The sequence below is a fragment of the Flavobacterium bernardetii genome (assembly GCF_011305415.1).
Lineage (GTDB): Bacteria > Bacteroidota > Bacteroidia > Flavobacteriales > Flavobacteriaceae > Flavobacterium > Flavobacterium bernardetii.
In genome coordinates this window covers 1-18296 of sequence record NZ_JAANOQ010000004.1, presented here as the reverse complement: position 1 = coordinate 18296, position 18296 = coordinate 1, and the positions used below count along the sequence as shown (strand labels likewise).

General features: G+C 31.9%; 8 protein-coding genes. 1 reads left to right on the top strand and 7 read right to left on the bottom strand.

All coding sequences use genetic code 11. The features are described 5' to 3' along the window. Positions 1–7: 7 nt before the first annotated feature. The 3 genes from G6N05_RS08620 to G6N05_RS08610 form a co-directional block, all read right to left on the bottom strand. Positions 8–913 (bottom strand): PorP/SprF family type IX secretion system membrane protein, encoded by a 906-nt coding sequence (locus G6N05_RS08620; protein ID WP_166127978.1) that lies wholly within the window; start codon positions 911–913, stop codon positions 8–10. A gap of 51 nt (positions 914–964) precedes the next feature. Continuing rightward, positions 965–7738 carry a gliding motility-associated C-terminal domain-containing protein gene (locus G6N05_RS08615; protein WP_166126899.1) on the bottom strand — a complete coding sequence of 2258 codons (6774 nt, stop codon included), beginning with the start codon at positions 7736–7738 and terminating at the stop codon, positions 965–967. Positions 7739–8051: 313 nt separating this feature from the next. After that, entirely contained in the window at positions 8052–8816 is a 765-nt protein-coding gene (locus G6N05_RS08610; protein ID WP_166126894.1) for a LytR/AlgR family response regulator transcription factor, read from the bottom strand. Positions 8817–9173: 357 nt separating this feature from the next. Here G6N05_RS08610 and G6N05_RS08605 point away from each other — a divergent pair, with 357 nt between their 5' ends. Beyond that, the gene (locus G6N05_RS08605; protein WP_166126889.1) at positions 9174–12035 is read left to right on the top strand and encodes a sensor histidine kinase; all 2862 of its coding nucleotides are present in this window, start codon (positions 9174–9176) and stop codon (positions 12033–12035) included. A gap of 579 nt (positions 12036–12614) precedes the next feature. Here G6N05_RS08605 and G6N05_RS08600 read toward each other — a convergent pair. The 4 genes from G6N05_RS08600 to G6N05_RS08585 all read right to left on the bottom strand — a co-directional run. Next, on the bottom strand, positions 12615–13274 hold the full coding sequence (locus G6N05_RS08600) for an IS1 family transposase (RefSeq protein WP_166126885.1): 660 nt from the start codon (positions 13272–13274) through the stop codon (positions 12615–12617). A gap of 320 nt (positions 13275–13594) precedes the next feature. After that, the gene (locus tag G6N05_RS08595) at positions 13595–15529 is read right to left on the bottom strand and encodes an OmpA family protein (RefSeq protein WP_166126882.1); all 1935 of its coding nucleotides are present in this window, start codon (positions 15527–15529) and stop codon (positions 13595–13597) included. Between the two features lie 10 nt (positions 15530–15539). Beyond that, complete coding sequence (locus G6N05_RS08590; RefSeq protein ID WP_166126879.1) at positions 15540–16466, bottom strand: PorP/SprF family type IX secretion system membrane protein; 927 nt, start codon at positions 16464–16466, stop codon at positions 15540–15542. A gap of 51 nt (positions 16467–16517) precedes the next feature. Next, positions 16518–18296 (bottom strand): gliding motility-associated C-terminal domain-containing protein (locus tag G6N05_RS08585; protein ID WP_166126876.1); only part of this gene is annotated, 1779 nt, incomplete at its 5' end.

The window sequence follows — 18296 nt, the reverse complement described above, 5'->3', positions numbered from 1 at the left end:
GTGTTTTTTAGAAAAATCTTGGTGAAGCAACTCTTTCCGATTTACCTTTGAATTCATATCGTAAGAAAATTTCGTGTGAACCCGAATTATAGTTAGCCAGTTTAGTAGTCTCCGCATCATAAGCATAACCTATCATCCAATTTTGATTGATTTGAAATCCCGCTAATCCACTAAAGGCAGCATCCCATCGATAAGCAGTCCCTAAAACAAACTTCTCATTAAACATAAAATTTGCTGTCAAATCCATTTGCAATGGAGCACCAGTTACCACTTTTGATAAAAATGCAGGTTTAAATTTTACCGAAGAACTTAAATCAAATACATACCCTCCAATAAAATAATAATGCATTCTTTCTTTGGCAGTAGCTGCAATATTATCATCAAAATGATCTGTATCTAAAAAGTTTGGAACTGATAATCCAGCATAAAGTTTATCCGAATGAAAGTAAACACCCGCGCCCACATTTGGTGAAAACCTATTGTCGATATTATTTTGAAATTGAATATCTGTTTGATCGTATATATCTAATTTGTTATAATCAACATTTAGTAAATTAGCTGTACCTTTTACTCCAAATGACAACTTATAGGTGTCAGAAGTATTAACGGTATAAGAAACATCTAACGAAATTGTATTTTCATCTGATGGTCCTATTCTATCGTTAACAAATGATACTCCTAAACCAATATTTGAATTTTCAATAGGCGTGTTTAATGAAGCTACGTTTGTTACTGGTGCACCCTCTAAACCAACCCATTGAGTTCTGTGCATTCCAAAAATACTCATCACACCTCTACTCCCTGCATAAGCAGGATTTACATTAATGGTATTGTACATATAATTGGTATATTGAGAATCTTGCTGAGCAAAAGTCTGGTTAACATTTCCTAATGTTGCCAATAAAAGCAACATCAGGGTAGTTAATATATTTTTATTTTTAATAAACTGTTTCATATTTATTTATTAATTATTTTGAATGTACAGATATCCTGCTTTTTCAATATTTTGTTTACCATTAATTCCATCAAAACCATATTCATATTTTAAGATATAGTAATAAGTACCTGTTGGTAATAATTTACTTCTTGAAATAGTTGTTCGTCCATCAGAATATCCATCAAAAACTTTATTCACATTATCATAGCCATTTGTTTCATATACTTTTACTCCCCAACGGTTGTATACTTCAACTGAGTTATTAGGATAACAATCAATACCTTCTAAATAGAAAACATCATTTTTAGTATCTCCATTTGGCGAAACAGCATTCCATACTTTTATATGACAAGCTAAATTTATAGTTTGCGTATGAACAGAAATATTTCCACAATCATCTGTTGCTGTCCATGTTCTAATTAATTGATATCTACTTGTACAATCACCAGCAACTTCTGTTTCAGACAATGTAACAGTTGCATTACCACAAGTATCTGAAGCAGTTAGAATTGGAGCAACAGGAATATTATCACAGTCCACAAAAGTATCTTGTGGTAAATTACCAATAAACACAGGAGGTGTGGTATCCTGAACATTGATTGTTTGCGTATGTGTAGTTTCATTTCCACAAACATCTGTAGCAATCCATGTTCTTGTTAAAGTATAATCACTTACACAAGAACCATTTGTTCTTTGCTCATTATAAACTACAGTGGCTGAACTACAGTTATCGATAGCCGTTAATGTTACTGCTGCTGGAACAGTATCACTACATTCTAAAACTAAATTAGAAGGCAATGATTCTACAAAAGTGGGATTGGTATCATCTTCAACTGTTATAGTCTGAATTAAGTCAGTAGAATTTCCAGCACAATCCGTTAATGTATAAGTTCTTGTTATAACATATGGATTGCCTAAACATCCTGAACCTCCATTGTTAGTATCCGCAACTGTTACTGTAACAGTACCCACACAATTATCTGCTTCATCAACAATCACATTTACATCTGCTGCAGGGATATTGGCAATACATTGCAAATTTAAATTAGCGGGTGCAGTTCCTGTTGGTACAATGGTATCGTCAATAGTATAGGTATACACCCAATCATGTGTATTGCCTTCACAATCTGTAAACGTATAAGTATACGTCACATCACCTTCACAAGTTGGCATTGCAGAAACTATAGAAACACTTGGTGTTAAAATATTACCACATGCATCAGTCACCGTTGGTACTGTTGGAGCGATAACATCTGCTGGACATGCTACTGTTGAAGAAGCATTAGCTGGCATCGCAAAATCAGCTCTTTCAATAGTATACGTATACACCCAATCCTGAGTATTGCCTTCACAATCTGTAAATGTATAAGTGTACGTCACATCACCTTCACATGTTGGTGAAGCAGAAACAACGGGTGTACTTGGTGTTAAAGTATTACCACACGCATCTGTTACTATTGGTACTGTTGGAGCAACAACATCTGCTGGACAAGCTACTGTTGCAGCAGCATTGGCTGGCATTGTAAAATCAGCTCTTTCAATAGTATACGTATACACCCAATCCTGAGTATTGCTTTCACAATCTGTAAATGTATAAGTATAGGTTACGTTTCCTTCACATGTTGGTAAAGCAGAAACTACTGGAGCGCTTGGTGTTAAAGTATTACCACATGCATCAGTTACTGTTGGAACAGTTGGAGCCACTACATCTGCTGGACAAGCAACTGTTGAAGCAGTATTGGCTGGCATTGTAAAATCTGCTCTTTCAATCGTGTAAGTGTACACCCAGTTGTTTGTATTTCCTTCACAATCTGTAAACGTGTAAGTGTACGTTACGTTTCCTTCACATGTTGGTGAAGTTGAAACTACTGGAGCACCTGGTGTTAATATATTACCACAGGCATCAGTCACCGTTGGCACTGTTGGAGCCACTACATCTGCTGGACAAGCAACTGTTGATGCTGCATTAGCTGGCATAGCAAAGTTTGCTCTTTCGATCGTGTAAGTGTACACCCAGTTGTTTGTATTTCCTTCACAATCTGTAAACGTGTAAGTATACGTTACGTTTCCTTCACATGTTGGTGAAGTAGAAACTACTGGAGCACTTGGTGTTAAGGTATTGCCACACGCATCAGTTACTGTTGGAATTGTTGGAGCAACAACATCCGCTGGACAAGCTACTGTTGATGCAGCATTCGCTGGCATGGTAAAGTTTGCTCTTTCTATGCTATAGGTATAAATCCAATCGTGCGTATTCCCTCCACAATCTGCAAAAGTATAAGTGTACGTTACAGTTCCTTCACATGTTGGTAAAGCAGAAACTACTGGAGCACTTGGTGTTAAAGTATTACCACAAGCATCAGTTACTGTTGGCAATGTTGGAGCCAATACATCTGCTGGACAAGCTACTGTTGAAGCAGCATTGGCTGGCATTGTAAAATCAGCACTATCAATAGTGTACGTATACACCCAATCGTGTGTGTTTCCTTCACAATCTGTAAATGTGTAAGTATATGCTATAGTACCATTACAGGTTGGTGGTGCAGAAACTACTGGTGCACTTGGTGTTAATATATTACCACAATTATCTGTAACGGTTGGTACGATCGGAGCAACTACGTCAGTAATACAACCAACCGTAGACGAACCGTTAACTGGCATTGTAAAATCATTTCTTTCTATGGTATAGGTATAAACCCAGTTGTTTGCATTTCCTTCACAATCTGTAAACGTATAAGTGTACGTTATGTTTCCTTCACATGTTGGCGAGGTTGAAACTATTGGAGCACTTGGTGTTAAAGTATTACCACACGCATCAGTTACTGTTGGAACTGTTGGAGCAACAACATCCGCTGGACATGCTACTGTTGAAGAAGCATTCACTGGCATGGTAAAGTTTGCTCTTTCGATAGTGTAAGTGTACACCCAGTTGTTTGCATTTCCTTCACAATCTGTAAATGTATAAGTGTACGTTACGTTTCCTTCACATGTTGGTGAAGTTGAAACTACTGGAGCACTTGGTGTTAAAGTATTGCCACAAGCATCAGTAACTACTGGTACTGTTGGAGCCACTACATCCGCAGGACATGCTACTGTTGAAGAAGCATTCGCTGGCATGGTAAAGTTTGCTCTTTCTATGGTATAGGTATAAACCCAGTTGTTTGCATTTCCTTCACAATCTGTAAACGTATAAGTGTACGTTATGTTTCCTTCACATGTTGGTGAAGCAGAAACTACTGGAGCACTTGGTGTTAAAGTATTGCCACAAGCATCAGTAACTACTGGTACTGTTGGAGCGACAACATCTGCTGGACAAGCTACTGTTGAAGAAGCATTGGCTGGCATAATAAAGTTTGCTCTTTCGATGGTGTAAGTATACACCCAGTTGTTTGCATTTCCTTCACAATCTGTAAACGTATAAGTGTACGTTACGTTTCCTTCACATGTTGGTGAAGTTGAAACTACTGGAGCACTTGGTGTTAATATATTACCACAGGCATCAGTAACTACTGGTACTGTTGGAGCAACAACATCCGCTGGACAAGCTACTGTAGAAGAAGCATTCGCTGGCATTGTAAAATCAGCTCTTTCTATGGTAAATGTCTGGGTACAGTTTTGTATATTTAAAACCGTATTTTCTCCCAAATCTCTAATATCATTATTATTAGGGTCTGCGTATTCTGTAACTGTATAAGTTCTTATTACATTTCCTTCACAACCGGGATCAGCAGTATTAGATGCTGTAATTTCAATTATACCACATGGATTATTTCCGATAAGTCCATCTACATTTCCTAAAGCTTCGAATTGTGCTTCAGTTAATGTCGTTGTTGTCGGAATAGCAGCATAACAAGCTACAGTTGTAATTGGAAATGTTGGGCATGTTACTTCGAATATACAACAAACAGGAGAAATTCCAGAAACTACTAAAGTATTACATGCATTAGCATCTTGAATACTTATACTATAATTAGTGCCTTGAGCAATACTATTTGATGTCCAAATATTTCCTACCCAAGTTCCTGGAGCACCAGTTCCTGTTGCTGTAAAAGGAGCTGTTCCTGATACTTCGACTGTTATTGTATAATTAGTTCCAGAACATGTTGTTGAAGTAACTCCAACTTGAGTAACGTTAGCTGGTTGTGGATTAATTGTAATCGGACTTGTAGCTGTTACAGAGTCACAAAAGCCATTATTTACTGTAAAGCTATATGTTCCAGGAATTAAACCTGATACCGTAGTAGATGTTCCTGAGCCAGAAATAGTGTTATTTACTGTTCCTGTTTGTGTTAACGTCCATGAACCCGATGGTAAGCCACTTAAAACAACACTACCAGTAGTTGTAATACAGGTTGTTTGTGTTATGATTCCAACAACTGGTACTGTTGGAATAGGTGGCTGTGCGTTAATAATTGTATTTGTAATAGGCGAAGTACAAACATCTAAAGTTGCTGTAACCGTATAATTACCAGCTGGCGCTGTAACAACACCTGTTGTGGTATTTAAAGTTGCACCTGCAGGTGTAATAGTATAAGTATGACTTGCGTCATAGTTTGTTATAGTAAAACTACCTGTAACAGAAGCACATGTTGGATGTACAATAGCACCTACTAATGGAGCTGGCAAAGTTGTAGGTTGCGGATTAATTATGATACCAGTTAATGGTGTATTTGAAGGACATCCACTATTAGCAGGGGTAATACTATACGTTCCAGGAGGAGCAGTTACTACTCCAGTTGTAGTGTTTAAAGTAGCTCCAGCAGGAACTATAGTATATGTAAATGCACTATTGTAATTTGTAATTGCAAAACTACCTGTAGTTGTTGTACATGTTGGTTGTGTTATGGCACTTATTGTTGGTATTGTTGGCCTAGGTGTAACAGTTACCAATTGAAAAAGTTCTCTACCACAAGCATCTGTCGCTTTCAATTGATAAGTTGTACCAGGAGTTAAACCTGAAAAGTTACCCGTTGCCTGATTAGGAACTATAGTTATTGTACCTGTTGCATCTAACAAACTATATTGCAAAGGAGCAATACCACCTGTTGCAGTACTTGTTATGGTGGTGTCACAACTTGTTACTGATGTAAAAGATAATGGAATTGCTAGTAACGTAAATGTTTTTTCATACAAAAAACCTCCTGTTAATCGAGGTAAGCCTCCAATTCCTCCCCATTGTGTAGATTCATTTAAAGACCAATCACTATTAACACCTCCATATCTAAATCTATATGTACCATTAGGTAAAGTGTTATTAATAATAGAACCTAAAGTGTTGGCTGTTAAAACAATATTATTTGAATTATCATATATTGCCCATTTAAGACCGCCATCAGAAATACCACCAGATACGGATGATATTGAAAAATTTACAGCTGCTGGCGTAACAAGTCCACATGGATTTGTGGTGATCAATGGATTATAAGTATTTATACAAGAAGCCCCAATAGTGAAACTTCTAGTAGCGGTCTTTCCACAAGCATCAACAATTTGAATATTATAAGTTCCTTCAGGAAAATGAAAATTTGGAGAACCTACACTTCTTAGGGATCCATTACCTGTTAGCCAAGTATCAAACATCAAAGGCTGACAAACAATAGGATAAACTATAGGTGCAGAAGTTATTGTACCTAAATCCCCACTTTGAGTAGTTGCTACTGGAGGTCCAGAAAGTATAGTTACACTTATTGGCCCTGTTGGATCTTCTAAAGCAGAAATACCAATATTAATTCTTCCTCCTCTAAAAATAGAACCAATTCCGCCAGATAAACAATTTATGGTAGGATTATATGAGGTAATATCTCTTCTAATAGTTTTAGTTATTATTTGACCACAAGCATCTGTAAATCTTAAAGTGTAATCTACACCATATTGAAGTCCAAAAGGTAAGATAGTTCCAAGTGGATTTACAAAATGATTGATGTTCAATGTTACTGGATTCATTGGATTTCCTAAATAGTCATTTGCAGTAAATCCAGGGTTGGCTGTTTCTTCGACTGAGACAGTAACATCGTTTGAAATAAGTTGGCGAAAAACTCTAATATTATAGCCGCTTAAACAACCACTTTTTACATTTACAATTTGAGATCCAAACAAAACATCAGGAGTTATTAATGTTGGTAGCGGAATTGTCCCAGAGTCAGTTTGTCCGCAAAAATTTACAACAGTATAATTAATACTTCCTCCATTAAAAAAAGATAATGGAATATTATAAAATACACTTGAAAGTCCACCAGAAAGGTTAACACTATTAGTTAATGTATTTCCAATATTATTAGTATAAGTATAAGTATGATTTCCGTAGACGGTTCCAGGTATTAATACTTGATGTAAAAAACTATACACTCTTGTTGCTCCACATCCAGAAACATCACTAACATTTAAGTAGCTATCATTAAATCCTCCTGCAGGTTGATTATTAATCGTTACCGTTTGGTCTGCACTATTTCCACCGCATTGGTCAATAATATCTACAGTATAAGTCCCTGGAGATAATCCTGGGATGTTTAGAGTAGACGCGTTTAACGGAACAGGGTATAATACTGGATAAGAAGGACCAGGAGGACCAGATAAAAGACGAACCAAGTATTGCTGGTTAGTAAAATTTCCAGAACCTATAGTACTAGAAATATTAAAGACAGTAAAACTACCATTATTTCCATTAAAACAACTTGGAGCTGTCTGACCAGTAAATGAAAAACTATCACCAGGTCGTATTGAAGTATCTGTACATTGTCCATTAACATACATACTAATGGATAATGTAAAAACGAGAGATAATAAATACTTAATCTTTTGCATTTTTACACAATTTAAGGGGTTAAATGTTTACAAAAATGCTTATATTAACTTTCATTAGCTACAACCAAGACATAACTGTTATTTATCAAGTAATAAGTGGAAAAACAGAAAGCATATTAAAGAATCTATGCTAAATTGTTAGTTATTTTAAGTACCAACATCTGTAAGTTTGTATCAAATACTAAAACTAAATTACTCTATAAACCTTACTAAAGTAAAAAGTTTAACCATACTAATAATTGATAAAACGTAGCAACTAAAAAATATTTAAGTTATAAAATGGATTAAAAATTACTTTTGAAATAAAATTTTTCTATTCTATATTTCTTCTTGATTTTAAAAATGTGCGCAAACTTTCTTGTCTTCTTTTCGCAATAGGTAAATTAATTTCGTTTACCATTTCACAATAATAACCTGTATTTTTTGTAATTAAAATAAGGTGATTTAAATTAATGATATAAGAGTGATGAATTCTAAAAAATAGCGTGTCATCCAAAATTTCCTCAAATTGACCTAAATTTTTACAAGCAATAATTTCTTCATTATTAATTAGATAAAACGAGGTGTAGCGACCATCTGATTTGCAAAAAACAATATCTTCCATTTTTATTACGTCAACTTTATTTATGGAGGCAATAGAAATAAATTTCGAACTACAAGTAGCTTTTTTCTTTATTAAACTATGGTCTTTAATCAAAAATGATTTTTTTTCTTCGATTCTTCTAATACATTTCCTTACAGCTAGTATTAAGTCGTCTATTATGATAGGCTTTAGAACGTAATCAATTGCATTATACTTAAAAGCCTTTAATGCATAGTCTTCAAAAGCTGTAACAAAAATAATTTCAAATTCGCCAAGATCTAAATTATTTAAAATATCAAATGCATTTTTTTCATTAAGTTGAATGTCTAAAAATAATATTTCTGGCTTTTCAGAATTTATTGTATTTATACCCTCTTCAACATTAGTAGCCTCTCCAATTATTTTTAAATTGGGTAAGAAAGTAGCGATAAAATGTTTAAGTAATTTGAGATTCGAAATTTCATCATCAATTATTACACAAGTATATTGTTGCATGTTTTTTTTTAACTATTAATGGTTAATACTATTTTATGATAGTGCTAATCAAAATGATTTTTAGATTACAAAGAAATTATATTTATATATAAATCGTTAAAATAAATACATAAAAATCAAATCATTAGGTTAGAATGAAATAAGTGGTATATATCATGTATTAACTGGGATAATGAAAACCAAAATTACATTAAAATATTTATTAATATTGTTAGAAACTTTGTAAAGAGAGATGAAAATAATTTTTAAAGGTTCTTAGAGTACTACTAATTTTTGTGGTTTATACTTCATAAATCATAAATAAATAATTTATGATTAATTTTATAAAACGAACTAACACCAAAACAAATAATCCCCATGAGGTATTTCCTATTCTTTTTTTTCTTTGTTAATCTTAATTTTTCACAAACATACAATCAACTAATTGAATACAATTCTTCAAATGGATTACCATCTGATATTATTTATAATGTTGTTCAAGATAAGAAAGGATATATATGGATTGCAACTGATAACGGAATTGTTAAATTTAATGGCTCTACTTTTAAAAAATTTCAATTGGGCGAGGGATTACCCTCAAATGATATTTTTGGTTTAGCAGTAGATTCAAAAAACAAAATATGGATAACAGGATATTATAATGGGCTTTATTATATAGAAAACGACAAAGTTAAAAAAGTTAAAAACTCAGAAAACATAAACTGCTTAGAGTTTACATTTGAATATGATGGAAAAGAATATTTTAAACCCTTTAATGGATATGAATCCTATGTAGTTGAGTATAATACTTTAAAAAAAATATATTTTGAAAAGAAATATGAAATATTAAATCAGGACAAAAATTACCTGCTTTTAGTTGAAAAAAACACTAAAATTCACTTCATCTTTAATAAATTAACCAAACAAAAAATTAAAGTTCCATATGACTATATTTTTTATAGAAACTTTGGAAAAAAAAACGAACTCAATTTTATTTTGAAATCCTTCGTCCCACTACTTGTAAATAAGAATTTTTCTACTAAAATTATTACTTATGACAGACAAAAAACGATTCCAAAACATACTAACAATTTTAAAAAAATCCAATGGTTAAATGGTTCAAATGATAATATAAATAGAATATACTTGTATAATAATGACTCTGTTTTTGTTACAAAGAATGATATTTATAATAGAGTAAATTCTGAAAAAATAAAAAAAATCCCTGTTGACTTAGAAAGTGTATACACAATATTAATTGATAACGAAGATAATTTCTGGGTTATACTTAAAAACAACCGTTTGCTTTTTTTACCTAATAACTTTGATCAAATTGAAAGTTATTTTACCGATTCTATTTTTGATAAAAAAAACATACAAATAAAACACTCTTTAATTCATAGAAAAGATTTGTACATCTTATCAAATGAAAATAATTTATATAGTTTTAATACCAATAGTAGAAAATTAACTTGCTTAAAAAAAATAAAAGACAAAAATCCCTATCAAATAAAAATTATTAATAACAAAATAATTTTGTTCTGTTATGAAGGTTTTTATTATTTTGAGTTGCTCCCTAATAAAACCATAAAAGAGCTTTCTTTTAAACCAACAAAATTCCAAAAAAATGGCGCTGTTTTTAAAGATAAATTATTTTACATTTTCTTAAATGATATATATGATGAAAAAAATAGAATTATAAATACGTACCAATCTGTGATGCGTCTTAATTCGATAATCGCTCTCGATTCCAATACCTTAGTTACAGGAAATGAAGAGGAAATTATTTTACTTAAAAATGGCAAAGAGATAATAAATAATAAGATAAAATTAACTAATGTAATCAACAAAATTGACAACAAAATATTAATTGGTACAAATTCAAAAGGGCTATACATTATTAATAAGCAACTCCAAATAGAACAAATATTATTGGATAAAGAGAATATATATAAGCTTTTAGTTGATGAGAAAAAACAAATTGTATTTGCCGTTACAGATGAAGGAATTTTAGTATATAAAAAACTAAACAATACTTTTGTTTTAAATAACAAAATAACATATAAAAACGGATTAATTAGAGGCAAAATTAATGGTTTATATTTTGAAAACAATAAACTCTATGCTAGTACCAGAAATGGTTTTTCAATAATAAATGATCCGCTATTTATAACAAAAAAAGAGCAAGGAAAAATAGATATTGAAAAAATAACATGTAATGACAAGACTATTCATTTTAACAATTCAACTCCATTGCACTTTAAAAGTAACGAAAATAATATAGACATTATAACTTCTATTTTCTCTTTTGATAGTAAAGAAAACCAAACTAAATATTATTCTATTTCAAAAGATAATTCTGAAGATGTATCGAAAAAATTTAAACACTCAACCTTATCTTTCAAAGAGTTAGCCTCAGGCAACTATAGAATTTCCTTTTATGTTAACAATAAAAAAGATATTCAGAGTGTTTCCTTTTCTATTGAACCAAAATTTACTGATTCGTTAACTTTTAAGATAATTATTTCAGCACTTTCTGTAGCGTTTTTAATCATTTTATTTTATAGTTATAGTTGGTATACCAAAAGACAATTTAAACAAAAATTAATATTACACACTTTAGAATTAAAATCACTTCGCTCGCAAATGAGCCCCCATTTTATTTTCAATGCATTAAATAATTTTCAAAGTATCTTAATTTTAGAAGGAAATATAAAAGCAAATAATTATTTAGACAAGTTTTCAAAACTAATTCGTAAAACATTAGAAACTATGCATCATGACAAGCATTCTTTAAAAAGTGAGTTTGAATATATTGAGAAATATCTAGACTTTGAAAAAACAAAAAATAATAATTTACAAACTAGTATTAATATTGATCCTGATATTGAATTATCTAAAATATTAATACCCGTTATGATAATACAACCTATAATTGAAAACGCAATCATTCATGGCTTATCAAAAATTGTTGGAGTTAAAAAAATAAATATTGATTTCACTAAAGACTCTAACAATAATATAAAAATAATTATTGAAGATAATGGTATTGGTATCAATCATTCATTAAAAACAAGTAATCACAAATCAATAGCTTCAAATATTATTAATGAACGTATAAAACTTCACAATAAAATACGACAAAATAAAATTCATATTGAAAAAATAGATTTACAAAATGAAAATGCAACTGGAACTAGAGTTACAATTCAAATAGAACAAAAAGTAAAACATAGATAAATGTATTTTAAATTCATGACATATAAAATTTACTGATTTAAATTCAGCAAGTTAGTTTTTTAATTTCAGCATTTATTAAGAAGGATATTACTAAAAAATTTATTCAAATATTTGTGTAGACAACTATCTGATAGGGTTCCATTTTTTTAATTCAATAAGAAATATTCCTAAAATCATTTTAAACAATATTATTCATATCTGTAAATAAAACATCAATTCCATTCAGCATTTGCAAACATTTTTGATTAATCGAAAAATTATATTTTGCATACAAGTTCCTTAGATAATTTTATAAGCATTATCAAATTCCAATGTTAATTCATTAGCAGAACGTGATGTTACTTAATTAATAAGATATCTATTCACACATCTTTTGCAGAAGCTAAAAGTTTGAGAAATTTTAACGAATAATAGATATATATCAATTAATAAAAAAAAGTCGTTAATGATAGATCAAAACATTTAGTACTTTGTTCACTTTTGTTCAGTAGAAATGTACAAAATATTTATATTTATTAGTACTTTCATTAAAAATAATTACTAAAAAAAAGAGCTAAACTTTATAACTTAAAATTACAATTAATACCAAAAATAAATCTTCAAAATTGAAACTAAAATAGACATGCTTTTACTGAAACAAATAGTTCTTCGATTTAATCTTTTAAGATGGGTTCTTAATGTTAAATTTTTCCTTTCGATATGATTTGTACCAAATCGTTTTACAGAATGCAATTTCTCATCAATTAGATATCTATAATTCTTCAATCTGTCTGTGAATATTCTTTTTGCTTCTGAAAGTTTTAGTGTATCAACAACACGACTTAAGGTTTTATTAGTTCTTTTCCCAACATTAAAACTTACTATATTTTTTGATTCTTTTTCAAGAGCATAAACCAACCATATAAAATTTCGTTTGTGTCTAATATAAGTGCACATTTCATCAACTTCATAGGTTTTTCCTTTGCTAATAATGGGCTGATGAATGTTTGTAGCAATTGTTATAATTCTTTTTAATAAAGTTGTTGTTGATATTTTTAATATTCTAGCTGTACTTCTAATACCTAAACCTTCTTTAGTAAATTGAATGATTTCCTGATTTATGCTATGTTTATATGCGTTGTATGTATAGTTTGACTGTTGTCTTTTTCTACAAAAGCTACATTTATAACGTTGATTTCCATTAGATTGAAATCCGTTTTTTATACATTTTTCATTACAGTAATTACATCTTATTTCCATGACCTAATTTGAAACACTAAGTTAACACAAAAGCATTTACACCTTTTTTAAAGCCTTAAAAACAGATTAGGCTACCTACTGGCAGCCTAATTTTATTTTTTTAATTTCAAATAATTGTTGTTTTTCAGCTAGTTACATTTGCGTTTTGCAAAAACACCTAATCTGAAACACTACCAAATTATTTTATTTTCTCTTAACTTACATACCATAAAAAAAATCAGCAACTAAAAAATAGTTGCTGATTTTTAATTATTTATATTTACAAATTACAATATACCTTAATTTGAAACATTACCGATCTGGTTTTTTTGTTATTTTAATTATAACGCTAAAATAATAAACTCACTACGTCTGTTTTTTTGGTGTTCTTCTTCTGTACAAGGTACATCATCTGAACATTTATTTTTCAATTGGCTTTCTCCGTATCCTTTTCCTGTTAATCTGTCTTTAGTGATACCTTGTTTCACCATCCAAGCGATTGTAGCTTGTGCTCTTCTTTCAGATAAATTAGCATTATATTGTGTGGTTTGACGGCTATCTGTATGACTTCTAACATCAACCTTCATTGTTGGATTTTGTTTCATTACTTCAACGATTTTAGCTAAATCTAAAGCGGCATCTTTTCTGATGTTTGACTTATCTAAATCGAAATAAATAATTTCAATTTTGAAAGTTTTCGCTAAGTCATCACCTACTTTAACTTTCTTAACTTTCGTTTTAGTAAGAATATTAGCTACACCTGGTTTACCAGCATTACCGGTTGTGAAAACGCGTTCGGAAACTTCACCATCTAAACCTTTTGCTCTGAGAGTATAAGTTGTATTAGGTGCTAATTTATCGAATGTATATTTACCGTCTTTATCTGTAATTACAGTTGCAACTTCTTCCATTTTATCGTTGAAAATAGTAACTTCTGTATTAGGAATAACTTCGTTAGTTTCTTCATCCATAATTACACCAACAACTGCTTCGATGTTTTCGATTTGAAGTTTAATAATTTCTTTAAACTTGTAGATATCATCTGAGCCTTCCCCACCTGTTCTGTTTGAAGTAAAGAAACCAATTTTAGATTGTGTATCGATAATGTAACCAAAATCGTCTGAGTTACTGTTAATAGGTGAACCTATATTTACAGGTTTTCCGTTACTCCCTTCAGCATTGATTTTTGATGCAAAAACATCTAAACCACCTAAACCTAAATGACCGTCTGAAGCAAAATACAGCACATCGCCTTTCGCAATATATGGGAAAGTTTCACGAGCTTCTGTATTGATGTCGTCACCTAAATTAATGGGTGTTCCAAATGAACCATCTTCTTTAATCTCCACTTTAAATAAATCTGAAGCACCTTTAGTTCCAGGCATATTTGAAGAAAAATATAAAAACTTTTCATCAGAGCTTAATGCTGGATGAGCTACACTGTATGCATCACTATTAAATGGTAATTCGGTAACGTTAGACCATGTTCCATTTTCATTTGTTGCTTTATAAATCTTTAAAAGAATTGTACCTGCTTCATCTTTACCTTTTTTACCATTGTTGTAGTTATTTCTAGTAAAATACATGGTGTTTCCATCACTAGTAAAAACTGGAGTAGATTCGTTTACTTTAGTTGTAATTTCTTTTGAAAATTTTTCAGGAGCAGCTAAACTTCCATCTTCTTTGACTTCTGAAGCATAAAGAGTTGTGAAACCTTGATTTGTCCAGTTGTGAATTCTACTTCCGCTAGTATCTCTTGCACTTGTAAATACTAATTCATTTTTATAAAAAGCGGCACCAAAATCCATCGCTTTAGAGTTGATTCCTGCATTTTCAATATTGTGTCTACCTGAATTGGCTTTGATCACATCCATATAATCTTTTGCTGACATGAATTTCGTAGCTCTTGTATCTTGAGGTTTTGCAGTAGCAAATTTTTGTAAATACTCATCAGATTTTCTGATATCACCGGTTGCTTTTAGTGTTTGAGCATAACGATATAAATATTCAGCATCTACTGTTTCGTTCATTGCGAAAAGCTCAGTATACCATTTATTTGCTGTTATTAAATCGGCATTAAAATAATAAGAATCTCCTAATTTTTGGAATAAATCAACAGACTTATGACCTTTATTAGCAACTTTCTCATAGATATCTTTAGCTTCGAAATAAGCAAATTTATTGTATTCTTTATTTCCTTTATTTATAGTTTTTTCTTGAGCAAGAGCAGAGAAAGAAACAAAGGCAATTATCGTACTATATATAATTCTTTTCATAATTTATTTTTTAGAAGAATCTAGGAGAAACAATGTTTTCAATGTTATTAAATAATTCAAATCTTAAGAATATCTCATGAGAACCAGAATTATAATTCGCTAGTTTAGAAGTTTCCATATCATAACTATAACCAATAAACCAAGATTTATTAACTTGGAAACCCGCTAATAAACTTGCAGCAGCATCCCAGCGATAAGCCGCACCTAAAACAAATTTTTCATTGAATAAAAAGTTTGCAGAAGCATCCACTTGTAATGGAGTACCTTGAACTAATTTAGTAAGAATTGCTGGTTTAAATTTAATAGTTTCATTTAAATCGAAAACATGACCAGCTATGAAATGGTAATGCATTCTTTCTGTTGCAACTGTTTTTGAAGGTGATGTTGAGCTTTTATTATAATGTTCTGTTTCTAAGAAATTAGGTATAGAAAATCCAACATATGTTTTATTAGAATGAAAATAAATACCGGCACCGACGTTTGGAGAAAACTTGTTATCAATGTTATATTGAGCTAAATTATCATAAGGGTTGTATTTACTTACTTTAGTAAAATCGATATTTAATAAGTTAGCCGTTCCCTTAACTCCAAAAGATAGTTTAAACGTTTCTGATGTTTTGATTGAATACGAAACATCAGCACTGATTGAGCTTTCATCTGAAGGACCAATTCTATCATTAATAACAGATAAACCTAATCCTATATTAGAATTATTAACTGGAGTATTAATAGAAAAACTATTTGTTGTTGGAGCTCCATCTAAGCCAACCCATTGCGTTCTATGCAAACCAAAAACACTTAATACACCACGAGAACCAGCATAAGCAGGGTTAATATTAATGGTATTGTACATATATTGGGTAAACTGCGCATCTTGTTGAGCGTAACTTGTGATAGCAAATAATCCAAGTAGTATAATAAAAAAACGATTTTTCATATTGTTCTAATTTTAAATTTCTAATGGGGGATTGCTCCCCCGTTAGAGTTTTTATCTATTAATGTATAAGTATCCTGCTTGTTCTTTGTTTTCTCCAGTTGTATTGTTAGTATATCTAACTACATAGAAGTACGTTCCTACAGGAAGTTCAGAGTTTTGGTTTATCGTAACTCTACCTTGAGAAATACCTTTGAAAGCTTTTCCTTCAGCTGGGTTATACCCTTTAACTTCGTATACTAATACACCCCATCTGTTATAGATTTCTACAGTATTGTTAGGGTATTTCTCGATGTTTTTAATTACGAACACATCATTATCATTATCATCATTTGGAGTCACCATTTGGAATACTTCTAAATCCTCAGAACCATTATGCGTGTTGAACTCTAAATAATCTGGTGTACCATCACCATCTGAATCGAAAGCATCATCTGGATTTCCATCACCATTTGGATCTGGATTTTCAAACTCTGTATCTATTGAATCTCCATCGTCATCGACATCTAAATAATCATCTATTCCATCTCCGTCTGTATCTTGAGTTGTTCCTGTGTTAGGGTTACCATCTCCGTCTGAGTTTGGATCTTCAAATACTGTGTTTACACCATCGTTATCGTCATCGATATCTATATAATCATCTATTCCATCTCCATCTGTATCTTGAGTTGTTCCTGTGTTAGGGTTACCATCTCCATCTGAATTTGGATTTTCAAATACTGTGTTTACACCATCGTTATCGTCATCGACATCTAAATAATCATCTATTCCATCTCCGTCTGTATCTTGAGTTGTTCCTGTGTTAGGGTTACCATCTCCGTCAGAATTTGGATTTTCAAATACTGTGTTTACACCATCGTTATCGTCATCGATGTCTTGGAAATCGTGAATTCCGTCACCGTCAGAATCTTGAATTGTATATACTGGACCAGCACCATCTACTCCACCTTCAACTGCATCTGGAAGTCCATTGGATCCCACTGGACCATCAACCATACCGTCATTATTTGCATCAGCTTGTCCATGACCTGCTTCAAATAAATCATTTACGCCATCTCCATCAGCATCTAAATCTAGGCTATCAATGGTTCCGTCTAAATCAGTATCTAAAGTCGGATTTCCATTTTGTTCTTCAGCATCAGTTATACCATCATTATCATCATCAATATCACCAAAGTCACATATTCCATCTCCATCTGTATCCGTTCCGTCATTTGCTGGTAAGCTGTCTGATAATGGTCCGAAGTTGTCCGTTCCTACTGAACAGTCATCACATCCGTCACCATCTGAGTCACCACAAATATCTGGGTTTGTAGGATTTGGGTCAGTTGCATCTAAGATTCCGTCGTTATCATCATCTGTATCTCCTGCATCACATAAACCATCTCCATCTGTATCTGTTCCATCATTTAATGGTAAACTATCTGATAATGGACCGAAGTTGTCTGTTCCAACTGAACAGTCATCACATCCGTCACCATCTGAGTCACCACAAATATCTGGGTTGGTTGGGTTTGGGTCAGTTGCATCTAAGATTCCGTCGTTATCATCATCTGTATCTCCTGCATCACATAAACCATCTCCATCTGTATCTGTTCCATCATTTAATGGTAAACTATCTGATAATGGACCGAAGTTGTCTGTTCCAACTGAACAGTCATCACATCCGTCACCATCTGAGTCACCACAAATATCTGGGTTGGTTGGGTTTGGGTCAGTTGCATCTAAGATTCCGTCGTTATCATCGTCTGTATCACCAGCATCACATAATCCGTCTCCATCTGTATCTGTTCCATCATTTAATGGTAAGCTGTCTGATAATGGTCCGAAGTT